Genomic DNA, 22,377 nt, shown 5'->3' with positions numbered 1-22,377 from the left:
TGATGCGTTATAAGGTACTGGTGGTCGACGATTCGACATTCTTTCGTAAGCGGGTTTCGGATTTTCTCAACCAGGACCCCGGCCTGACAGTGGTCGGTGAGGCCAAAAATGGTCAGGAAGCCATAGATATGGCTGCCAAGCTGCAGCCCGATGTCATTACCATGGATGTGGAAATGCCGGTGATGGATGGCATTAGTGCGGTGAAACGCATTATGGCCAGTACGCCCACGCCTATTCTGATGTTCTCGTCCTTAACCCATGACGGTGCTCAGGCCACACTGGATGCCTTAGATGCCGGGGCGCTTGATTTCCTGCCGAAAAAGTTTGAAGACATTGCCCGGGAAAGGCAGGAGGCTATCAGCCTGCTGCAGCAAAGAGTTAAGGCGCTGGCCAGACGCCGCGCATTTACCCGGCCAAGTTTATTAAGACCTGCACCGGTTACGCGCAGCAGCCTGCGGGATACCAGAGTGCAGGAAACAAAAAGCGCACCGGTATTTGAGTCAGTCAGGCCGCCAAAAGCGACAGGTAAGCGATACGCTGCCCTGGCCATTGGTGCCTCGACAGGCGGGCCGGTGGCGCTACAAACCATTCTTACTAAGTTACCGGCCAGTTTCCCTTACCCGGTATTTCTTGTGCAGCATATGCCGGGTACGTTCACGACCGCTTTTGCAGCGAGAATGAACAATCTCTGTCAGATTAAAGTGAAGGAAGCCGAGAACGGCGATTTAGTTGAACCCGGCTGCGCGTATCTGGCACCCGGAGGCAAGCAAATGCTGGTGGATGGCAGCAGTCGTTCCTGCCGTATTCGCATTGTTGATGACACCGGCCTGGATAATATTACCTATAAGCCTAGTGTGGATCTGAGTTTTGCATCACTGGGGCGGGTATATGGCGGTGATATTCTGGCGGTGGTGCTTACCGGTATGGGAGCCGATGGACGTGAAGGCTGTCGGTCATTAAAGCCCCGTGGGGCTACGATCTGGGCGCAGGATGAAAAGAGCTGTGTGGTGTATGGCATGCCACAGGCCGTGGCTGCGGCCGGGTTGTCTTCAGCCAGCTTAGCGCTGGGCGATATTGCTTCTCATATTTTAGCTGAAATGCCTGCCTGAATTGGGCAGGGATAGGTTTCCATAAAGGGTTAAGTTGTGATTGTCTGGACTGTGGCAAATCAAAAGGGCGGCGTTGGCAAAACGACATCCACTGTGACCCTGGGTTCCTTGTTAGCGCTTAAGGGCAAAAAGGTCTTGCTGGTGGATACCGATCCCCATGCGTCTTTGAGTTATTACTTTGGGGTGGACTCAGAAGAGCTGTCTTCCAGTCTGTATGATGTGTTCCTGGCACATAAAAATCTGACCGCCGATAAAGTATTGGATTGTCTGTGTTCAACTAAATTTGATTCGCTGTTTATCTTACCGGCCACTATGGCGCTGGCAACGCTGGACAGGAGCATGGGCCATCAGGGCGGTATGGGCCTGATTATCAAAAAGGCCCTTGAGCTGATTGAACATGAATTTGATGTTGCCATTATGGATTGCCCGCCGGTATTAGGGGTGTTGATGGTTAATGCACTGGCGGCCTGCCAACGGATTCTGGTACCTGTGCAGACAGAGTTTCTGGCCTTAAAGGGCTTGGATCGCATGATGCACACCCTGGAGATTATGAAAAAGTCGCAGCCGCGGGACTATACCTACACTATTATTCCTACCATGTACGATAAGCGCACTAATGCAGCGCTGGAGGCGTATAAAAGTCTGCGCAATACCTATGGCGAATTGGTATGGAACGGCGTCATCCCGGTGGATACCCGTTTCCGTGATGCCAGCCAGGCACAGAGTCCACTGCCGGTTTATCATCCTCGCTCCCGGGGCGTCTATGCTTATAACAGTTTGCTGAACTTTCTGTTGAGCCAGGAGCCTCAGGTATGAGCAAAAATCAGTTTGCCAATGAAAAAGTCATGGAGGAATACCTCAGTGCCTTGTTGACAGAAGACGCTGTGATTGAGCAGGTTCAGCGCCAGGCCGTTGCCAGGCTGCTGGAAGAGGCAAAACCTCATATTCCCGTCCCGCCACCTGCACCCGCTCTTCAGGATGAAGGCGCAACAGCCGATACAGCCTCAGTATCTGTGCCAGACGAGGAGCCAGAATACCGTAAAGGCAAGTTTCAGGCCTTGTATTTTGAAGTCGCGGGGTTAATTCTGGCCGTACCTTTGACTGAGCTTGGCGGTATCCATAAGATGGACAAGACGTCTCCTTTAATCGGCAAGCCTGATTGGTTCAAAGGTGTAATGCTGCATCGGGACGAAAAGCTGAAAGTGGTAGACACGGCTCAGTGGGTTATGCCAGAAAAATACACAGAAACACTGGCAGAATCCTTAAATTATCAATATCTTATTATGTTAGAGAACAGTGGTTGGGGGCTTTGCTGCGAATCACTGGTAAATACGGTGACCTTACACCAAGACGATGTAAAGTGGCGTGAAAGCCACGGCAAGCGCCCCTGGCTTGCTGGTCTGGTGAAGGAAAAAATGTGTGCCCTTATCGATGTTGGCGCCTTGGTGGCCCTTCTGGAACAAGGGCTGGGCAGTAAAGATGCAGATTAATCCGCCGGTCGGGAGCTAAAGCTATGAGTGACGACAGAAACAGTAATGCAGGGACTGATAAAGATGAAGTTCTGCAGTGGGTGACCTTCAGACTGGGGGATGAGACCTACGGCATCAACGTGATGCAAGTGCAGGAAGTGCTGCGTTATACCGAGATTGCCCCGGTGCCGGGCGCACCTGATTATGTACTGGGCATTATTAATTTACGTGGCAACGTGGTCACCGTGATTGATACCCGGGCCAGATTTGGTCTTGACGCTAACGAAGTGTCCGACAATACCCGCATTGTGATTATCGAATCCGACCAACAGGTGGTGGGGATACTGGTAGACAGTGTCGCTGAAGTGGTTTATCTGAAATCCTCTGAAATCGATAGCGCCCCCAATGTCGGCACTGAAGAAAGCGCCAAGTTTATCCAGGGCGTCAGTAACCGTGATGGTGAATTACTGATACTGGTGGATCTGAACAAATTGCTGACCGATGAAGAATGGGATGAAATCAGCAGCCTGTAACGGGTGATATCAGATGACAGACACCCGGGATTGCCGGGTGTTTTTGTGTTTGTAACTAGGAAAATCCATGGGTTGGATTGAAATTGCATTAACTGGTACGGCCCTGCTGACACTGTTATTGGTTTTGGCCGTCTTTCGCCTCAGGATGGTGTCGCAGAGTCGGGCGGCTGAGCTAGCGCAGATTCAGGCGCAACTGACAGTGTTGGAACAAAAATCCCGCTCTTTGGCCGCAGAGCTGCATGAATTGCGCACCGGCAGCATTGGCATGGGAGAACGTATTAAGCTGTTGGAAGGGCGGCATAAACAACTGGATGGTGCTCTGCGCGAAACCCGCGAGCAACAGCAAGAACTGGCGGAAATGGATCCTGATACCAAGCTCTACAACAGAGCGGTGAAACTGCTGCAACAAGGCGCGTCGGTCGAAGAGCTGATGGATGAATGTGAACTGCCCCGGGCCGAAGCGGAATTGCTGTTTAGTATTCATGGCAAGCAGCGTTAGGCATTAGTCAAATTCTCTATACATCAACCGGATAAGCGGTAGTGGCTCACATCTGATCTGAAACGCAGTTCTTTGCGCGTCAGTCCCATTCTAGCGTCCTGTCTGTGGCCCTGTGGGCCAGCTAACGCTGTTCAATCTGGTTTCTGACCAGGCTTTCCCAAAATTTTCTTTACCACTTCGTGGTAGAAAGAGAATAACTTGAGAAAACCCGGATTGGCTTTTGGTACCAGGCACGTAACATTAAACTTCAGATTCTGCGCGATGCCATCCCAGACGCGTCTTCTACTCAAGTCGTTTCAGACGACTTGTCCACCTTTTAGCTGTGCCCTGAACCGACCGGGAATTTTTTAGCGGGGTCAAAGCGGCTCGGGCCGCTTAAGGGGATACCACAGTTGATGCATCAGGCATTGATATTGTAGTTCCATTGCACTGGCGGTAGTGACAAATCGTGTAAAAACAAAGCATTCCCTTAGAATACAATTTCCATTAGCATCAACCGGACCAAGAACAAGATTTATCTGACCGTCCAACAGACGTTTATCTGTCACGGACGATATGACAGATAAAACGCTAAACTCTTAGGCATATAGGAGCGAGCGAGTGTCAGTCAAGATTGTCCATCTCACTAAAAATGATGTTGCCTTGTTGCAGTCCATAAATGCTATGTTTAGCGAAGTATTCGATGACGAAGCGAGTTACTCCGCCAACAAGCCATCATCAAGCTACCTTCAAACATTGCTTGGTACATCCAGCTTCATTGCACTGGCTGCGGTTGACGAGGATAAAGTCGTGGGTGCTATCGCTGCATATGAGTTACAAAAATTCGAACAGCAAAGAAGCGAAATTTACATCTACGATCTCGCAGTAGTTTCCACCCATCGCAGAATAGGCATTGCCACTGCTCTTATTCAAAAGCTAAAGGCTATTGGCGCTGCACGCGGCGCGTATGTGATTTACGTTCAAGCCGACAAAGGCGTAGAGGATCAGCCAGCCATAGAGTTGTATTCCAAGCTGGGCACCATCGAGGATGTGTTCCACTTCGATATTACAGTTGAGGACGACAGCAAAAATGCCTAACAATACACTGCAGCCGGACAAACTCTCCGCTGCGCTTCGTATTTTCCGCTGAGTGCGGCGTTACATTTTTAACCTAAGCAGGGCATGTCAATGGCTCAAAGCAACAATAAAAAATTACTTAATAAAAAGGTTCGTAAAGGTAGTAAAGGGTTTCCTATCGCGACCGTTGCTTTTTACGGTCCTGACAATAAAACCGCGACGAAACTGGTATGTGCAATCATTTCTTATCAAGGCGCCGAACCTGACCCAATAAAAAAGTGGTTTTCATCAAGTGATATACGTAAATCTGATCAAGTGCTCAAAGAGGTATTAAGCTTTATTGATGACAATAGTGCAAAAACCGTGAGCATGATTGAGGAAATTATCGGCTGCCCTCATGAGGAGGGTATTGATTATCCCGAAGGTGCGTATTGTCCTGAATGTATATTCTGGAAGGGAAAAGATCGATTTACTGGTGAGATATTGAATTAAAAGTTTATTGTTGCGTAACGGTCACCAAAAGCCAATCCGGGTTTTCTCTAGCCAATTTTCTACCACGAAGATCAGAAGAACACGAAGAGTGGACAATCTCTATTGTCCTTCGTGCCCTTCGCGCCCTTCGTGGTGAAGAAAATTTTGGGAAAAAGCCTGGTCTGGAACCAGCTTGAACAGCTTTAGCTGGCCCAAAGGGCAACAGGCAGGACGCTTGTTGTAATTGGGTCTGGCATGCCATGAATGACATATCATAAGGGACAAGGCGGTCAGGTTATTCAAACCTTGCCATGGTGCACTTCGCCGTGGATACTAAAATTCAATTTGGCTAAATCAAATCCAAAGACATAGTTGTAATCAGACATGGACGGCTCACCTCAAAGGTTGCCAGTTAAGCGTGGCAGAACCTCGGGAAAGGGGGAGTCCATATCATTCGTTACACGGCCATGGAGCATTGAGTAAAATATGGAAGTGAGAGAACAATATGGGGAAGAAGCAAGAATTCAGTTAAATTTCTTCTCTTTCATGACGGTGGCTGTTTGGGTGTGCTTTGGCGTGAGCCTGTCATTTGCCTTGGCACTTCATCTAGTGATTACAAGCACGCTCACTGATGCTTCGTTTGAGTCAACTGTGTTCTGGCTTAGCACTGCCATGTATGGCTTTATTGGATTCGTTTTTTCATTGATTGGCTCTGCGCTGATATATCCGATTTATAACTTGTGGTGTGAGCGAATGCGTGGGCAGCGTGTTAGAGGTAAATTTGCGATCGTCTGCAGGGACGTATAACAAATGACTGTGGTCTAGGGTCAACAAGTTAAGCTATTTTTCACACCTCACACCCGATCATCCACCTTACCATGTATATTATTCCAACTCTCCGGGAACTTACCTTGCAGCACGTAAGAAAACGCAATCAGTTCGGCAATCACAATATACAGTTCACGGGGAATTTCCTGACCAAGATCCAGGGTATTGAGAAAGCCGGCCAGTTGCTCATCTTCATGCACTAACACGCCATTTTCCCGGGCCAGGGCAATAATTTCCTCTGCCAGTTCACCAAAGCCCTTGGCAATGATCTGTGGGGCTTGTTGCTTATTGTCGGCCTGGTATTTTATGCCGACGGCACTTTTGGGTTTATCCACCATTTCATTAAGCCCGGGTTTCAAAAATATGGTAGGGGCGCTGCTGCAGATGCGCTGGGATCTTACCCAACTGGCACTGGCTGTGGTTCACCTGCAGCCCCAAACCGGTAAGACGTTTTCTTAAATGCGGGATAAACTGAATAACCAGATCCCTCAGATTTGCATTGGCGGCATAGAAGTCCAGTTCAAGCTCCGTCTGGTACAATCTGGCTTTGGCCAGTAAACCACCTAATTCGCCAATTTCCAGCTTCATGGTTAAATTCCACTGCCGGTCAGCCGACAGAGCCTTCTTGTTTTTCTTATTGGGCGGCGGCTCGCGGCGAATCAGGAGTTCCAGTTCGCGGCGCGGTTCACCTTGCCCCAGAGGCAGATTGTAATAAAAACTGTCCTGGCCCTGAATCTGGCTTTCAGCATTGAGGCTCTTCGCACCGCTGTGATTTCCCAGCATGCGGCCCAGTTCTCTTAGCAATTGGTGTCTTTGTTCCAGCATGGACAAGTCGCTGAGGTTGCGCTGACTAACCGGCGCGCTGGCGGCCGGGCGCCCCCCTTCTAATAGGGAGGCCAGCCCTTCAGACAGCTTCTGAGCTTGCTCTGAAGACAGTTTGCTGTGCTGGCTGGCAAGGCGGGAAGCCAGTGTCACCTGCAGCAAGGTCACCAATGCGCCGACAAAGCCCTGGCTGGAATTGGGGGTGAGCAGTTGAGCGGGCGTCAGATTGAGCGCCGGCGTGCTAAGCAAGGCGCGCAGCGCGGCGGTATCTTGTTCATTGCCCTGTGGCAGGCTTTGTTTTAACTGAGTGCTGAGTTGCTGCAATAGCTTGACCGTATCAGGTGCCACCGAGCGACTGTCAGCCAGGGCTGATTCTATATGAGTCAATAAGCGAGCCGGTGATTCCCGTTGGCTGTAGAGTTTACGGCTGAGCTCCTGTAATTGCTGGTATAACAGGCCTTGCTTATCTACCTGTGCGGCGGCTTGCTGGGTCGCGGTGGGAGTTAATACCGCTTTGTCCGGGACAAGGGGCTTATCCGTTGTGACTGTAACCTCACTTTGTGACTTGGCTGGAGTACTTGGCGCTTGCCCTGCTATCGGCTTACCCGTTATTGGCATACTGTCTTTGCTAATAGCCGGGCCGGCTTGTCCTTCGGTTGGCATAGAAATCTGCGGTTTGAATACAGACTGCAACTGCTGTAGCGCCGGTTTATCCAGTATCAGACTGGCGCTGGGTGGAGTACTAAGTGATTGAAGTTGCGGCCGCTCACCGCTGGGTTGCTGCAATTGCACAAACTGCGCTGTGGCGGTTAGTTTGGCAAGCCACTGTACAAGTGGCCTGGCAACCGGCACAGGTAGTTGTTCGGCCCACTGCTTTAACTGATGGATGTCGATGCGAAGACCTTGCCCGAACAGGTCAACACGGCTTAACAGTTCGGGTTTTTGTGCGGGTAATACCCATTCACTGCCAGCAACCGGCCCCCTGGATGCCATGTTTTGCGCTGATGGTTGTAGTGGGGCGGCAGCTGCAGGTGAAGGATTGATTGGCTTGCCGCTGTTTTGGACTTCACTCAGGGTTAACTGCCACTGGCCAGTTTGCCGGTGATAGTGCAGCTCAACCAACTGCCCTGGTGCCAGCTTGGGGGCATCCATCGGCATTTGCAGTTTGACCGCTTTGCCTTGTATATCCAGCGTTAGTTGCTGTGGCTGCTGGCTGATGACCTGTGCCGACACTTTAAAGACTTCCGGCAGTTGGCCCTCGCCTTTACCCACCAGTGGCAGCAAGGCCTGTAATAGCTGGTTGTTCAGTATCAGGGTTTGGATTTGTGTGGGTTGGGCCTGACTTTGGTTTACCTGCGGGTAGAAAAGTAAGGTTGTGTTGTCTTTGCCACTTGTCAGCAACTGGTAAAGCCCACCATCCAATAGTTTACCCTTGAGATCACTGGCATTTATCTGCACCTGCCGGTTACCCAGGTTCAGTAACAGTTGATTGCCGGGCAGTATTTTTACCTCGGCCTGACTAAGCTGTTGTAGCATGGCTTCAGGCAAAGCGGCGCTTTGCTGCAACTGGCGCAAGGCACTCAGCAGGGATTGCTGGGATGTAGGTAACAGATCTGACATAAGGCCTTATCGACTGCCTGTTGCACAAGCTGAATGCACTGGGTGCAGAATAACGGCATTTTTGATGATCTCGATCAGTATATCAAGTGGGTACAAATCATCCCCAACTGCTGTTGGCTGTGCTATCATCCGCCGGTTTTTGGCTGTGCATTCTGTTTTGAATTGCCGATAAACAAAAGGCTGAGTTTGTCCTTACTATCCGTTAACAATTTGTCCTGCATTAAGCGTGATCGCATCTTGTTTGATGAGCTGGGGTTTGTGTTGCAGCCAGGGGAGCTTTTGCATGTTCAGGGCCCCAATGGTGCCGGTAAAACCAGCCTGTTGCGATTATTGGTCGGTTTGTCTCAACCGCAAAGCGGAGAGATTTGCTGGCAAGGTGAGAATATCCGCCAAATACCGTCGCAGTATCAACGTCAGCTTTGCTATTTTGGCCATAAACTTGGGGTGAATCTGGCCCTTAGTGCACTGGATAATCTGCACTTCTGGTGTCAGATGCAGGGGATTAAGGCGGACACTGATCTCTATCCGTTACTGGAAACACTCGGATTAGTGGGACTGGAAGAACTGCCTGCCGGGCAACTTTCCGCCGGGCAACAACGTCGAATTGCCCTGGCGCGTTTCTGGCTGAAATCCTGCCCCTTATGGGTACTGGATGAACCTTTTACCGCACTGGATCGCCAGGCCGTGCAAATGCTTAAATCCCGTATGCAGGCCCATTTGCAAGAGCAGGGCATTATCGTGATGACCTCTCATCAAAGCCTGGATTTCCCCACTCCTGTTCGTGAGCTGCATCTGGAGTATCGCCTGTGATATACCCTTTGGCAGGACTGCTGCGCCGTGAATTAGCGCTGGCCTACCGCCAGAAAGCGGAGTTAGTGCAGCCGCTGATTTTCTTTGTACTGGTTATCAGTTTGTTTCCGCTTGGGGTGGGTCCTGGTCCGCAGATGCTACAGAAAATAGGCCCAGGGGTGATTTGGGTGGCCGTACTGTTATCATCGTTGCTCGGTATGGAGCGATTGTTCCGTGACGATTTTAGTGACGGCTGGCTGGAACAGATGATGCTCAGTGGGCTGCCGTTGCCTTTGGTGGTGCTGGTTAAAGTGATCGCACACTGGCTGACCTGCGTACTGCCACTACTGTTGGTGTCCCCTCTGCTGGCGTTGTTTTTAAATTTGAGTCCGGCCATGTATCAGGCACTGGTGCTTGGGCTGCTACTGGGCACGCCGTTACTCAGCCTGGTCGGGGCCACAGGCGTGGCGCTGACATTGGGCTTGCAACGGGGTGGGGTGCTGTTGTCTTTACTGTTATTACCGCTATTCGTCCCATTATTGATTTTTGCCACCTCGGCGGTGGATGCGGCAGCTATGCAACTTCCCTATAATGGCCAGTTAGCCATCATAGGCGCCTTATTACTTTTGGCATTGGCGCTGAGCCCGCTGGCAACGGCCCATGCTTTGAAGATCAGTCAGAATTAAAATTATCAGGTGCAACTGACTATGTGGAAATGGTTACATCCTTATGCAAAGACCGAACGGGCCTATGCCTTGTGTGGCAGCTTGTTACCCTGGTGCTGGGGTGGGGCACTGCTGTGTCTTGCCGTCGGACTGGCATGGGGGCTGGCATTCGCTCCGGCTGATTACCAGCAGGGAGATTCGTTCAGAATCATCTATTTACACGTACCCAGCGCCATATTGTCTATGGGCGCCTACAGCGGTATGGCCATTGCTGCATTTATTGGCTTGGTTTGGCAAATCCGCAGTGCCGACATGGCCGTGTCAGCTATTGCCCCGGTAGGTGCGGTAGTCACTTTTGTGGCACTGTTTACCGGTGCGGCCTGGGGAAAACCTATGTGGGGTACCTGGTGGGTATGGGACGCCAGACTCACGTCTGAACTGATTCTGCTGTTTCTGTACCTCGGTGTTATCGCACTTTATCAGTCGTTTGAAGACAAGCAGCAAGGTGCCAAAGCGGCCGGTATTCTGGCTTTGGTTGGGGTGGTCAATCTGCCTATTATTCACTACTCGGTAGAATGGTGGAATACCCTGCATCAGGGCGCCACCATCACCAAATTTGGCAAACCTTCCATCGCCCCTGACATGCTCTGGCCGCTGCTGATTAGTATTGCCGGACTGGGGCTGCTGGTTGCGGCACTGAGTTTATACCGACTGCAAAGTGAAATGATTCGCCGTGAAATGCATCGCCCCTGGGTACAGGCCATGTTTAAAGCGCAAGAGGGCAATCATCATGCATTTTGAAAGCTGGTCAGCCTTTTGGGCCATGGGTGGATACGCATTTTATGTCTGGCTGGCGTTTGGTGTCAGCGGCCTGGCGCTGGCACTGCTGGTGGCACAGAGTTTCTATGCGCGGCGAAGCCTTCGCCGCTATTGGCAGGCCGAACAGGCAAGGCAACAACGCATCGCTGCAAGCCGTTCCCGCCAGCAACAGAATTCTAAACTTGCTGATGAGGTGGATTGATGAATCCAAGACGTAAACAACGACTGATGGCATTCAGTGCCATTATTCTGGTGATAGGAGGGGCGATAGGGCTGATGCTCTATGCTCTGGGACAGAATATCGACTTATTCTATACCCCCAGCGAACTGGTGGAAGGTAAGAACGGGGTTAAACCCCAGGTGGGGCAACGTTTGCGTATTGGCGGCATGGTCGTGCCGGGGTCAGTGCAGCGTGACGATGACAGTCTGGCCGTGAGTTTTGATCTGGTGGATACCGGTCCGGTCGTCCGGGTCAGCTATCAGGGTATTCTGCCGGATCTGTTCCGTGAAGGGCAGGGCATTGTTGCCACCGGTGTGCTTACCGCACTGAATCACATCGAGGCGGAAGAAGTCCTGGCTAAACACGACGAAGAATATATGCCACCGGAACTGGCAGAAGCCATGAAGGGCATCAAGCATGTGAAGCCTTCTGAAGCCAATTACGGCAATAAGGGGTAACCGATGCTTGCTGAACTGGGACATTTTTCCCTGGTATTGGCCCTGTTGATGGCCATTCTGCTGGCCATTTATCCTATGTGGGGCGCGCAGCGTGGCCAGCAAGTGCTGATGCAGACCGCCAAACCCCTGACCGTGGGATTGTTTCTTTTTACCCTGTTCGCCTATGTGTGCCTGACTCAAAGTTTTATCGACAACGACTTTTCCATTGCCTATGTGGCACATAATTCCAATACCCTGTTGCCCTGGTATTACCGGATGACGGCTGTGTGGGGAGGACATGAAGGGTCGTTCCTGTTGTGGGTGTTGATTTTTGCGCTCTGGGCCGTGGCCGTGGCCGTTTTCAGCCGTGGAATTCCGCTGGATATTCTGGCCAGGGTGTTGGCCATTCTGGGCATGGTTGGGGTGGGGTTTTACCTCTACATTCTGCTGGCATCCAATCCTTTTGAACGCTTGCTGCCTTTTTATCCTGTGGATGGGCGGGATCTAAATCCGCTGCTGCAGGATTTTGGCATGATCATCCATCCGCCCCTTTTGTATATGGGGTATGTGGGTTTTTCCGTGGTTTTTGCCTTTGCTATAGCGGCGCTGGTGGCCGGTAAACTGGACGCGACCTGGGCTCGCTGGTCGCGCCCCTGGACCCTGGCAGCCTGGGTGTTTCTAACCCTGGGTATCGCACTTGGCAGCTGGTGGGCCTACAAAGAGCTGGGCTGGGGTGGCTGGTGGTTCTGGGACCCGGTGGAAAATGCCTCGTTTATGCCCTGGTTGGTTGGCACTGCCTTACTACATTCTTTGGCCGTAACCGAGAAGCGCAAGGTGTTTAAATCCTGGACGGTTCTGCTGGCTATCGCGGCGTTTTCACTCAGTTTGTTAGGCACATTTCTGGTGCGCTCGGGTATTTTGGTGTCCGTGCATTCGTTTGCCTCAGACCCTACCCGTGGCCTATTTATTCTCGGCCTGCTGGTGTTGGTTATTGGCGGTTCGTTACTGCTGTATGCGCTGCGTGCACCGCAACTGCGTAGCGCCGGGCGCTATGAACTGCTATCCCGTGAAACCATGCTGATTGGTAATAATATCCTGCTGTGTAGCGCAACCCTGGTGGTGCTGATGGGCACCTTACTGCCCCTGGTACATAAAGAACTGGGGCTTGGGTCTATCAGTATTGGCGCGCCATTTTTTGATCAGATGTTTGTCTACCTGATTGTGCCCTTTGTGCTGCTATTGGTGATGGGGCCGCTGAGTCGCTGGAAAAACCAATCACTGGCTGCCCTGCGTAATCAACTGCTGGCCGGTCTGGGCTTAAGCCTTCTGGCAGTATTGCTGCTTAATCTGGGTCGGGATGGTCTGTCTTACATGGCCGTACTGGGCATGGCGCTTTCCGTCTGGATAGCTATTGCCACGGTGCAGGAGGTTCGCCAGCGCCTGAGTGCGGTTAATCATGGCTTGGCCGGGCTGAAGGCCCTGACCCCCAGCCACTGGGGAATGGTGCTGGGACATCTGGGATTTGCTGCCACTATTATGGGCATTGCCATGGTCACCAGTTACAGCGTGGAACGCGATGTGCGTATGAGCCCGGGTGAACAGATTGAATTGCAGGGTTATGAATTTCGTTTCCTCGGTGTGGAAGCCCTGACAGGACCGAACTATACCGGCCACGTGGCTAAGCTTGATGTGTTTGTGGAAGGAAAAAAAATCAGTCATTTACAAGCACAAAAACGTTTTTACACCGTACAACGCAATGTGATGACCGAAGCGGCGGTGGATCCCGGTTTTACCCGCGATTTGTATGTGGCGCTTGGCGAGCAGCTCAGCAATGGCGATTGGGCCTTGCGGGTCTATGTAAAACCCTATATCCGCTGGATCTGGGGAGGCGCAGCCATTATGGCCCTTGGCGGGCTGCTGTCGATGAGCGATAAGCGCTATCGCATGGCCAGATTGGTCAAAGCATCCGAGCCTGTATCAAAGCTGGCAGGAGAGTCGGTATGAAACGCATAGGTTTGTTTTTACTGCCGCTAGGCTTGTTCCTGTTGATTACGCTGTTTTTGTTGCAGGGGTTGTTTTCCAATCCCCGTGATATCGAATCCAGTCTGCTGGATAAACCTGTGCCAAGCTTTAGCCTGCCAGATGTGATGGACGCTTCGGTACAATATGGGCCCGAGGTGTTTCAAGACCAGGTAACCTTATTAAATGTATGGGGAACCTGGTGTGTAACCTGTGCGGTGGAATTGCCCTTTCTGACTCAGCTACGGGAGCAGGGAGTGCGTATTGTCGGCCTGTATTATGAGCAGGAACTGGACCCGGATTTTGGCGGTAAAACCATTCAGCAGATCCGTGCGGATATCAATAAAACCGTATCGCAACTGGGTAATCCTTACGTTTTCAATATTTTTGATCACAGCCGTGATACCTCAATGGACTTTGGTGTCACCGGTGCCCCTGAAACTTTCCTGATTGATCAACAAGGCCGGGTCAGGTTGCATCATGTAGGCGACCTGAACGAGCGGGTCTGGCAAAACAAATTTCTGCCGCTTTATCAGGAGTTGTCGCAATGAAAAGGCTGTTAGTCGCCCTTTGTGCCTTGCTGAGTGTGTCGGTGTTTTCGGCAGAGGAAGTTTATGAGTTTGCCAGTGACAAACAACGTCAGCAGTTCAAACAATTAACCGAAGAGCTGCGCTGCCCCAAGTGCCAGAATCAGAACATAGCTGACTCTGATGCCCTGGTGGCTCAGGATCTTAAGCGAAAGGTCTACCAGCTTTTGCAACAAGGCAAGAGCCACGATGAAATTGTGGCCTATATGAAAGACAGATACGGCGATTTCGTTTATTACCAACCACCGCTGAATCCGGCGACCGCCTTGTTGTGGCTGGGGCCGCTGTTGTTTGTGGGTGGGGCAGTGTTGCTGGTGGTGATACGTCGCCGTGGTCGTGCCACACAGCTGGATCAGGAGCTGCTGGCGGAAGCCGAAAAAATGCTGGAAAGTCGCCAGGCACAGGAGAATAAGCAGTGACAATGTTCTGGTTTGGTTTGTTGTTAATGTCAGTGCTGGCTGTTCTGCTGATTGGCTGGCCCTGGCTGGGCAGACGGTTTATACGCCCCGTGGATGGTAAGCAACTGAATGTGGCGCTGACACGTCAACGTTTGGATGAATTACGCAGGGAAGTCAATGAAGGCTTGATAGAGAGCCAGGATCTGCACAAGGCTGAGCAGGAATTGAAGCTGGCCCTTGCCATGGAACAAGGCCAGGACGCACGCATTGTCAGCGGTTCTTCGCGCTGGGTGTTGCTGGCTGGTTTAAGCCTGGCCCTGATGGTGAGTGCATACAGCTACTGGCACGCCAATGAGCTGGATGCATTACATGACTGGCAGGCCGCCAATGCCCAATTAGCTGATTTGGGCCGGCGTGTGGTGGTAGAGGCAGATCCCAGTGTTACGGTGGAAGAGCTGCAACAGTTTGCTTTGGCGCTGCGCACGAAGCTACACGCCGACCCACAGGCGCCGGAAGGCTGGTTATTGCTGGGGCGTTTGTACGCCAGCCTGAATCGACTGGACAGTGCCATTGAAGCGTACGAAAAGTCCTTAAGTCAGGCTCCAGACCGCAGTGGCACCCTGCTTAGCCTTAGTCAGGCGTTGGTGATGATTGGCAGTGAGGAGAGTCTGACGCGGGCGAAACAACTTTTGACAAAACTGCAATTGCAGGAACCTGATAATCAAAGCAGTCTTGGGTTGCTGGCGATTACCGCGACCCAGTTGGGAGACCAACCGTTAGCGCTAAAAAGCTGGACGGCGCTAAAATCGCTATTACCGGTCGAGGATCCCATGCAGGCGTCAATTCAGCAGCGCATCGATGAATTGTCTGGTGTGCAGGGGACCAGCTTAAAAATTAAGGTTGGCATCAGTGAGGCGCTGCGGGCGCATCTGCCAAATGACGGTTATCTGATTGTGTTTGCCCGCAGTCAGGATAGCAACATGAAAATGCCCGCAGCGGTGATTCGCCAGCCTTTGACCAGCCTGCCTCTGGAGATTGAGCTGTCGGATGCTAATGCCATGTTGCCGAACTACAATTTGTCCAGTTTGCAGCAGGCCCAGGTGGTAGCAAGAATTTCCCAGGACGCCGATGTGCAGAGCGCACCCGGCGAATTACAGGGGGAAATCAATCTGGCTCTCAGTAAAGGGCAGATGCTGCAAATCGAAATTACCATTGATAAGGAACTGAATTGATGATGTCCAAATCCTGCCAACTGGGCCTTTGCTTGCTGCTTCCGGCATTATTGCTGGGGGGCTGTGCATCCAAAGGGCCGGTGGAACAGGCGCAACAAAATAACCAGGTGACAGGCGATCCACGCGATCCACTCGAATCTTTTAACCGTGCTATGTGGACCTTTAACTGGGACTATCTGGATACTTATGTGGCCAGACCCGCGGCTGTGGTGTACCGCGACTATATGCCGGGTTTCGCCCGCACAGGGCTGCATAACGCCGCTTCAAACCTGGAAGAACCGGCTAACTCGGTTAACAACCTGCTGCAAGGTAAAGTCGGCGATTCCATGGTAAGTCTGGGACGTTTTTTAGTGAACTCCACCGTAGGCTTACTGGGTACCATTGATGTAGCCGAGGGAATTGGTATGCAGCGCAAGTCGGAAGAATTCGGTGAAGTCTTGGGCGTTTGGGGTGTCGGTAATGGTCCTTATGTGATGTTGCCGGTGTTGGGGGCTAACGATGTACGTGGCGGCGTGGGCGATTTTGTTGATTCTGCCTATTGGCCTATGGATGCGTTGAGCTTTCCGGTCAGCCTGTTCCGCTGGGGAATTGATGCCATGGAAACCCGTATCCGCTTGATGGATCAGGAGCAGTTGATCGATGGCGCCGTGGACCCTTACGCCATGGTCAAAGATATCTATTTCCAGAATGTTGAATTTAAAGTTAAAGATGGCAAGGTCGAGCAAAGCAAGGAAGAGCAAAAGCTGGATGATGATATTGATGCTTACTTAGATCAGCTTTAACCCTGTGGGTCGGGATGTATCCCGACCTGATACTTAGGGCTGTTTAACTTTTAAGTATAAATTTTTGCTCAGACGACAAAAATTTGGCGATGACCGTTGACTTAAAATCAATATCCAGCACCATATCCCCCATTATCAGGAATTAACAGGATAACGCTATGGAGCATCAATTACCGGATATTCAGTCCATTAAGCTGGCTGTCATCGGACTGGGATATGTGGGTTTGCCGCTGGCGGCAGAGTTCGGCAAAAAGAGAGCCGTTATTGGTTTTGATATTAACGCCAAACGTATTCAGGAATTGCAAAGTGGCGTGGACTTTACCCTGGAAGTCAGCAAGGAAGAACTGGCTGAATCCAGGCATCTTTCTTTTACCTGTGAACTTGATGACCTGCGCCAGGCCAATGTCTTTATCGTTACAGTGCCAACCCCTATTGATGGGTTTAAACGTCCGGATTTAACCCCTCTGATTCGCGCCAGTGAAACCATTGGCAAGGTGTTAAAGCAAGGCGATATCGTTATTTACGAGTCTACTGTTTATCCCGGGGCCACCGAAGAAGATTGTGTGCCGGTGTTGGAGCGGGTTTCCGGTCTGAAATTTAATCAGGATTTCTTCGCTGGTTACAGTCCTGAGCGCATCAACCCTGGTGATAAAGAGCACCGGGTGTCCACTATTAAAAAAGTCACCTCTGGCTCTACGCCCGAAGTAGGGGAGTTGGTGGACAGCATCTATCGCGAGATCATTACTGCCGGTACTCACTTGGCCAGTTCCATTAAAGTGGCTGAAGCGGCCAAGGTCATTGAGAATACTCAGCGGGATGTGAATATCGCTCTTATCAATGAGCTGGCGATTATCTTTAATCGTCTGAATATTGATACCCTTGAAGTCCTTGAGGCGGCAGGTACTAAGTGGAACTTCCTGCCATTTAGGCCCGGCCTGGTGGGTGGCCACTGTATCGGTGTTGATCCATATTATCTGACCCACAAGGCACAAGCCATTGGTTATCATCCTGAGATGATTCTGGCAGGGCGTCGTCTTAATGACGGCATGGGCCAGTATGTGGTATCTGAGCTGGTTAAGACCATGATCCAAAAAGGTATTCAGGTGCAGGGTGCCAGAGTCTTGCTGTTAGGACTGACCTTTAAAGAGAACTGCCCTGACCTGCGCAATACCAGGGTGGTGGATATTGTTGCTGAGTTGCAGGAGTACGGGGTTAAGGTGGATATCCATGATCCCTGGGCTTCGCCTGAAGAAGCCATGCATGAATATGGCCTGGAACTTAAAGCTGAGCCGGACAACGACGCCTATGATGCGGTTATTCTGGCTGTGGCACATAAACAGTTCAGAGACTGGGACGGGGCAAAACTCGATTCGCTGTGCAAAGCGCGGCGCGTGGTATATGACCTGAAATATGCATTGGATAAAAACTTAACGGATATGAGGCTGTAAAATGGATAAGTTTTCCCTGTTGCTGGCCGACCTTAAAGCGAATCCGCAAACCTGGCTGGTAACGGGCGTAGCAGGCTTTATTGGCTCCAATTTGCTGGAAGCACTGCTAAAGGCTAATCAGAAGGTGGTGGGGTTGGATAACTTTGCCACTGGTCATCAACGTAATCTTGATGAGGTACAGGAGATTGTCGGCCCATCCCGCTGGCAGAATTTCCGCTTTATTCAGGGTGATATTCGTGACAAAAGCTTGTGTGAAGAAGCGGTAAAAGGCGTGGACAGGGTACTGCATCAGGCAGCGCTTGGTTCCGTGCCGCGTTCACTTAACGATCCAATCACCAGTAATGAAGTTAATATCAGCGGTTTTCTGAATATGCTGGTGGCGGCCAAAGATGCCGGGGTTAAGGCCTTTGTCTACGCAGCTTCCAGCTCCACTTATGGTGACCATCCAGCCTTACCTAAAGTAGAAGAGAATATTGGCAAGCCCTTATCACCTTACGCGGTGACCAAGTATGTGAATGAGCTGTATGCCGATGTGTTTGATCGTGCATATGGCTTTAAAGCCGTGGGCCTGCGTTATTTCAATGTGTTTGGCAGACGTCAGGACCCAGATGGTGCCTACGCGGCGGTGATCCCTAAATGGACTGCTGCCATGAAGCGCGGCGAAGAGGTGTTTGTCAATGGCGACGGCGAAACCAGCCGGGACTTTTGCTATATCGACAATGTGATCCAGGCCAATCTGCTGGCAGCGACAACGGTGCTAGACAAGAACGAAGTGTTTAATGTGGCGGTGGGGGACCGAACGACCCTGAACCAGCTATTCCAGGCGATTAAGGAAGCGCTGCAGGAACAGGGCGTAGGCTACAGTAAAAAGCCGGTGTACCGTGATTTTCGCGCTGGTGATGTGCGTCATTCCCAGGCGGACGTCAGCAAAGCGGAAACGCTATTGGGCTATGCGCCACAATACCGGATCTTTGATGGCATCAGCCTGACCATGCCCTGGTATGTGGCGAATGTAGGTTAGAGGGCAGATTATCTGCCCCCTTGCTTTATACTTGCGCACACTGTTCCAGCCGGTTTGCAGCAGAGTTTAACCTGTTCACCTGTCATATTACTGCACAGCAGCCCAGCAGCCGTAGGTCGGAATTCATTCCGACAATCAAACGCGGGCGAAGCCCAAAGACTCGGACTTTCATCCCATAGTTTGTATCTGTGGGAAGACAAAACGCGTCTAGGGCAAGGCCCATTCACTGCGCAGGCGTTGATATTCAGCCTCAGGTAGCAACAATAAAGCGGGGTGCTTATCTGCCTCCAGCCAGCTCAGTAATTTATCCATCACCTCGGCGGGCATGGCGGTGCAACCCGCTGTGGGTTTGTCGCTCGCACGCCATAAATGCATAAAGATACAACTACCGGCGCCAGAGATATTTTGTCCATTGTGCTCTACAACTATGCCCTTGCTGTATAGGTTGTCTCCATAGTGCAGATCCCGGCGCATGCCCTCTGACGAGCCCTCAATCGCCTGCTTACCCACTTCCTGGCTGTCGACAATCTGGTTGTAATAGGGGGACCCTTTAACGTCCATACAGTAGTGGCTGGCCTGCATCTGCTGGTAGGGAATATGCAGATTTTGCAGTGCCTCATAACCAAAAGCTGTGGTCAGCCGAAATAATCCCGCCGGGGCCTTACCATCGCCTTCCTGCTTTTGCTGGCCTTGTTGCTCTGGGTGCAGGCCCATTCCCCAGGCCATACCGGTGCGGCCGATGGTAACGGGGCTATGCAGATCCGTGCGCTGCCATTTGCCCTGTGTCTTTTGGTACACCTGCATTTTGCCCTGATTGGCACGCCAGTCTGCCGTAGTGACAACCACCAGTTGCTGTATATTGTCCGGCACTTGCCAACCGGCCTGAGCCAGCTGACAGACAAACAAGGCCAGCAGTGAAATAAGCTTATGTTTCATGGTAATCTGCCCGATTGCATGATCAAAGATGTCTTGATAATAGAGCATCTTGGTCTGTGAATAAAATATTTAAATTTGATTCATTTTTGGTAAATTAATATTCCTTTTGTTCCCGAGTCTTAATCATCATGCATTATCGACCTACCCGAGCCCGTATCAATCTGCCGGCAATATTGCATAACTATCGGCAGGCCAGCCATTTGGCGCCTAAGGCCCGGCAGGTGGCAGTGATTAAGGCTGATGCATATGGTCATGGGGCGGTAGAAGTGGCGAAATACCTGGCACCCCATGTGCCGGCTTTTGCTGTGGCCTTTATCGATGAAGCGTTGCTATTACGCAGCGCCGGTATTCAAAAACCCGTATTGATTCTTGAAGGCGTCAACAGCGCAGAAGAATTAAAGCTCGCTCAGCAATCTGACCTTTGGCCGATGTTACACAGCGCCAATCAGGTCGAAGGGCTGCTTAAATCTGATGGGCTGGATGACCTGCAATGCTGGCTGAAAGTGGATACTGGCATGCACAGGCTGGGTCTGAATCCGGTGGAGGCACAAAGCTGGGCGGATAAGCTTGGCCGCAAACTGAACAAAAAGCCGGTGCTGGCCAGCCATTTTTCCTGTGCCGAGGAATTTCATTCTGAAACGAACAAACATCAGATGCAGCAGTTGTTCGCTCTGGCGGCTCATCTGGACTGTGAAGTCAGCCTGGCCAACAGCGCTGCATTATACACTCTGCCGGGGGCGGCGGTAGGCTGGAATCGCCCTGGTATTATGTTATATGGTTGCTCGCCTATTCCAGGTAAGACAGCGGAAGAAATGGGGCTGCAGGTGGCCATGCAGGTCACCAGCCAGATTATTGCGCTTCGCGACATCGAGGCTGGCGAAACGGTGGGCTATAACGGCCGTTGGCAGGCCAGCCAGAAGAGTCGTATCGCCACCCTGGCTATTGGCTACGCTGATGGCTACCCGCGTCTGACCAACAGCAGTAGCCAGGTTTATTTACATGATCAGCGCGCACAGGTAGTGGGCACCGTTTCCATGGATATGTTAGCCGTGGATGTCAGCCATCTGCCCCAGGCAGCCATAGGTGATGAAGTGGAAATTTGGGGGCAGCATATTCGCGTCACTGAAGTCGCCGGGCATGCTAATACCATCGGCTATGAATTGCTGACCCGCATCAATCAGCGCATGCCCAGAATTTACCAGCATGATTAGGGGCTATTTATCTTTGCTGCTTAGGCTCCCGGTGTGAATGTCGTAAGGTGTTAGCGGGTTTGTCTTGTCTTGGCGTCGTTTCACGCCTGGCTTGATGTTGCCGCTGTACTGAATGGCTTTTCACCTGGGGATGTTGTTGGCGCTGAACGGTACGACTTTGTTCAGGAACCCGGCGCGGTTGTACCTGAGGGCGAAGTGCCTGCCGGTTAGCCAAATCGTTTTGCTGGTTTCTGTATCTGCGCTCGTCCACTTGCCTATTGTTGTGTTGTTGGCGGGGTCTTTGCTGGTGCTGAATCACCTGATTGCTGTGTGATTGGCGCTGCGATTCCACTGAGCGGCTATGACGTTGCTGTACCTGTGCAGCATTTGGCTGCTCACGGCTCACCACCCTGACCCTGTCTTGTTTGAATCTGGGCTCTGAACGTACCCGGTTGACATGCACGGTACCGCCCACCTGACCATTTTCCCGATTATAGGTGACCTGACGGTAAGCCCGCGGCTTGTGATAGCGCACACCACGCCGATGATGCAGGTTGTGCTGCCAGCGTCTGGCATCATATCTGTACCAATAATGGCTGGGATAATGATAGGAGCGGTGGTGGAAGTTGTCATAGTTCACCACGATATGCCGGTTATGCCAGTGAAAGGCACTGAAGTAAAAGCTGGGGCGCACCACCACACTATGGCCCCAGTGAATGCCTACCGACAACCCGGATTGCGGCCAATACACAGGAGGACGATGCCACCACCAGTCGCCGTATACAATGCGACTGTCATAGTAAGGCACATACACCACTTCACGTTTAATGGTCTCAACCCGGATAACCTGTGGCTCTTCTTCTACCACCACATGTTCATTACTGGTCAGATTTCCCTGACTGTAGGCCTGACGGCGCAGATATTGGATCCTAGCCAGTACCTGTTCTTCATCGGCCAAATTGGCTTCGCCAAGATCCCGGGTCCAGTCCAGATCCTCGCTCATTCGCGTTAACAGCTCAGTAAAAGGCAGTAGCGCTTTGACGCTGGGATCCCAATCCTTATCTTCGCTGGCTTCCAGCACTTCATTGGCGTCCAGATCTGGATGCTTTGCCCGCCAACGTGCGGCTTCCACCACCTCCAGGGGATAACTTGCAGCGATCAGAATATGTGACAGCAGGGTGTCCGGATATAAGGCGACAGGCGCCAGCAAGGTATCCAGCTCCTCGTCATCCAGGGGTTCCTGAATCTCGACTTCATCAAGAGTGGGAGTTTGGGCATTTACCACTGATACCAGTGCAAAACTGAGTAACAATAGCAACACCAGACGTAAGTGGGCTTTCCAGTAAGGAAGGACAAGCATGACTTGCCTCCGGTAAGTAACCTTATATTGGGTTATAGGCGCCCGGCACTTAACCTCAACTGAATCG

25 protein-coding genes are annotated in these 22,377 nt (G+C 51.5%); 21 read left to right on the top strand and 4 right to left on the bottom strand.

The genetic code is table 11. The features are described 5' to 3' along the window. The first annotated feature begins 2 nt into the window (after positions 1-2). The 8 genes from CSR04_RS09025 to CSR04_RS08990 all read left to right on the top strand — a co-directional run bounded on the left by CSR04_RS09025 (position 3) and on the right by CSR04_RS08990 (position 5,944). Positions 3-1,109: a protein-glutamate methylesterase/protein-glutamine glutaminase gene (locus CSR04_RS09025; RefSeq protein WP_102795926.1), complete on the top strand. Its 1,107-nt coding sequence runs from the start codon at positions 3-5 to the stop codon at positions 1,107-1,109. 36 nt (positions 1,110-1,145) lie between these two features. Continuing rightward, a complete protein-coding gene (locus CSR04_RS09020; protein WP_102795925.1) occupies positions 1,146-1,925 on the top strand; it encodes a ParA family protein in 780 nt (259 codons plus the stop codon). Beyond that, positions 1,922-2,599: a chemotaxis protein CheW gene (locus CSR04_RS09015; protein ID WP_102795924.1), complete on the top strand. Its 678-nt coding sequence runs from the start codon at positions 1,922-1,924 to the stop codon at positions 2,597-2,599. The genes CSR04_RS09020 and CSR04_RS09015 overlap by 4 nt, the downstream gene beginning before the upstream one ends. A gap of 23 nt (positions 2,600-2,622) precedes the next feature. Continuing rightward, positions 2,623-3,111 carry a chemotaxis protein CheW gene (locus tag CSR04_RS09010; RefSeq protein ID WP_102795923.1) on the top strand — a complete coding sequence of 163 codons (489 nt, stop codon included), beginning with the start codon at positions 2,623-2,625 and terminating at the stop codon, positions 3,109-3,111. Between the two features lie 67 nt (positions 3,112-3,178). Next, positions 3,179-3,610 (top strand): DUF2802 domain-containing protein, encoded by a 432-nt coding sequence (locus CSR04_RS09005; RefSeq protein ID WP_102795922.1) that lies wholly within the window; start codon positions 3,179-3,181, stop codon positions 3,608-3,610. A 600-nt stretch (positions 3,611-4,210) separates the two neighbouring features. Continuing rightward, a complete protein-coding gene (locus CSR04_RS09000; RefSeq protein WP_102795921.1) occupies positions 4,211-4,687 on the top strand; it encodes an AAC(3)-I family aminoglycoside N-acetyltransferase in 477 nt (158 codons plus the stop codon). A gap of 90 nt (positions 4,688-4,777) precedes the next feature. Continuing rightward, positions 4,778-5,158, top strand: coding sequence for a hypothetical protein (locus CSR04_RS08995; RefSeq protein ID WP_102795920.1), 381 nt, complete (start codon positions 4,778-4,780; stop codon positions 5,156-5,158). 465 nt (positions 5,159-5,623) lie between these two features. Beyond that, entirely contained in the window at positions 5,624-5,944 is a 321-nt protein-coding gene (locus tag CSR04_RS08990) for a hypothetical protein (protein ID WP_102795919.1), read from the top strand. 47 nt (positions 5,945-5,991) lie between these two features. On the opposite strand, the gene CSR04_RS08985 is transcribed toward CSR04_RS08990, so the two are convergent. Next, entirely contained in the window at positions 5,992-6,303 is a 312-nt protein-coding gene (locus CSR04_RS08985) for an EscU/YscU/HrcU family type III secretion system export apparatus switch protein (protein ID WP_102795995.1), read from the bottom strand. A gap of 4 nt (positions 6,304-6,307) precedes the next feature. Then, entirely contained in the window at positions 6,308-8,407 is a 2,100-nt protein-coding gene (gene fliK, locus CSR04_RS08980; protein WP_102795918.1) for a flagellar hook-length control protein FliK, read from the bottom strand. A 186-nt stretch (positions 8,408-8,593) separates the two neighbouring features. Here fliK and ccmA point away from each other — a divergent pair, with 186 nt between their 5' ends. The 12 genes from ccmA (at position 8,594) to CSR04_RS08920 (ending at position 18,824) form a co-directional block, all read left to right on the top strand. After that, positions 8,594-9,217 (top strand): cytochrome c biogenesis heme-transporting ATPase CcmA, encoded by a 624-nt coding sequence (gene ccmA / locus CSR04_RS08975; protein ID WP_102795993.1) that lies wholly within the window; start codon positions 8,594-8,596, stop codon positions 9,215-9,217. Next, a complete protein-coding gene (ccmB, locus tag CSR04_RS08970) occupies positions 9,217-9,882 on the top strand; it encodes a heme exporter protein CcmB (protein ID WP_102795994.1) in 666 nt (221 codons plus the stop codon). Before ccmA ends, ccmB begins: the two co-directional genes overlap by 1 nt. A 21-nt stretch (positions 9,883-9,903) precedes the next feature. Next, a complete protein-coding gene (locus tag CSR04_RS08965) occupies positions 9,904-10,662 on the top strand; it encodes a heme ABC transporter permease (protein ID WP_102795917.1) in 759 nt (252 codons plus the stop codon). Further along, positions 10,652-10,882, top strand: coding sequence for a heme exporter protein CcmD (gene ccmD / locus CSR04_RS08960; protein WP_216362535.1), 231 nt, complete (start codon positions 10,652-10,654; stop codon positions 10,880-10,882). The genes CSR04_RS08965 and ccmD overlap by 11 nt, the downstream gene beginning before the upstream one ends. Continuing rightward, on the top strand, positions 10,882-11,358 hold the full coding sequence (ccmE, locus tag CSR04_RS08955) for a cytochrome c maturation protein CcmE (protein WP_102795916.1): 477 nt from the start codon (positions 10,882-10,884) through the stop codon (positions 11,356-11,358). Before ccmD ends, ccmE begins: the two co-directional genes overlap by 1 nt. Positions 11,359-11,361: 3 nt before the next feature. Beyond that, positions 11,362-13,341, top strand: a complete 1,980-nt coding sequence (locus tag CSR04_RS08950) for a heme lyase CcmF/NrfE family subunit (protein WP_102795915.1) — start codon at positions 11,362-11,364, stop codon at positions 13,339-13,341. Further along, positions 13,338-13,907, top strand: a complete 570-nt coding sequence (locus CSR04_RS08945; protein ID WP_102795914.1) for a DsbE family thiol:disulfide interchange protein — start codon at positions 13,338-13,340, stop codon at positions 13,905-13,907. Before CSR04_RS08950 ends, CSR04_RS08945 begins: the two co-directional genes overlap by 4 nt. Continuing rightward, positions 13,904-14,362: a cytochrome c-type biogenesis protein gene (locus CSR04_RS08940; RefSeq protein WP_102795913.1), complete on the top strand. Its 459-nt coding sequence runs from the start codon at positions 13,904-13,906 to the stop codon at positions 14,360-14,362. The genes CSR04_RS08945 and CSR04_RS08940 overlap by 4 nt, the downstream gene beginning before the upstream one ends. 2 nt (positions 14,363-14,364) lie before the next feature. Continuing rightward, positions 14,365-15,573, top strand: coding sequence for a c-type cytochrome biogenesis protein CcmI (ccmI, locus tag CSR04_RS08935; RefSeq protein WP_102795912.1), 1,209 nt, complete (start codon positions 14,365-14,367; stop codon positions 15,571-15,573). Beyond that, on the top strand, positions 15,573-16,355 hold the full coding sequence (locus CSR04_RS08930) for an MlaA family lipoprotein (protein ID WP_425427685.1): 783 nt from the start codon (positions 15,573-15,575) through the stop codon (positions 16,353-16,355). Before ccmI ends, CSR04_RS08930 begins: the two co-directional genes overlap by 1 nt. Before the next feature lie 158 nt (positions 16,356-16,513). Beyond that, a complete protein-coding gene (gene tviB, locus CSR04_RS08925; RefSeq protein ID WP_102795911.1) occupies positions 16,514-17,803 on the top strand; it encodes a Vi polysaccharide biosynthesis UDP-N-acetylglucosamine C-6 dehydrogenase TviB in 1,290 nt (429 codons plus the stop codon). 1 nt (position 17,804) lies between these two features. After that, complete coding sequence (locus CSR04_RS08920; protein WP_102795910.1) at positions 17,805-18,824, top strand: SDR family oxidoreductase; 1,020 nt, start codon at positions 17,805-17,807, stop codon at positions 18,822-18,824. Positions 18,825-19,031: 207 nt separating this feature from the next. Here the strand turns inward: CSR04_RS08920 and CSR04_RS08915 are convergent, their stop codons facing one another. Beyond that, complete coding sequence (locus CSR04_RS08915) at positions 19,032-19,760, bottom strand: L,D-transpeptidase family protein (RefSeq protein WP_146027135.1); 729 nt, start codon at positions 19,758-19,760, stop codon at positions 19,032-19,034. A 128-nt stretch (positions 19,761-19,888) separates the two neighbouring features. Here CSR04_RS08915 and alr point away from each other — a divergent pair, with 128 nt between their 5' ends. Then, positions 19,889-20,971, top strand: a complete 1,083-nt coding sequence (gene alr / locus CSR04_RS08910) for an alanine racemase (protein WP_102795908.1) — start codon at positions 19,889-19,891, stop codon at positions 20,969-20,971. A 7-nt stretch (positions 20,972-20,978) separates the two neighbouring features. On the opposite strand, the gene CSR04_RS08905 is transcribed toward alr, so the two are convergent. After that, the gene (locus CSR04_RS08905) at positions 20,979-22,310 is read right to left on the bottom strand and encodes a DUF3300 domain-containing protein (protein WP_102795907.1); all 1,332 of its coding nucleotides are present in this window, start codon (positions 22,308-22,310) and stop codon (positions 20,979-20,981) included. Positions 22,311-22,377 lie beyond the last annotated feature (67 nt).

This window comes from Bowmanella denitrificans, from assembly GCF_002887595.1.
Classification (GTDB): domain Bacteria; phylum Pseudomonadota; class Gammaproteobacteria; order Enterobacterales; family Alteromonadaceae; genus Bowmanella; species Bowmanella denitrificans.
The sequence above is the reverse complement of the archived record's forward strand: the minus strand, read 5'-3'. Positions and strand labels throughout refer to the sequence as shown.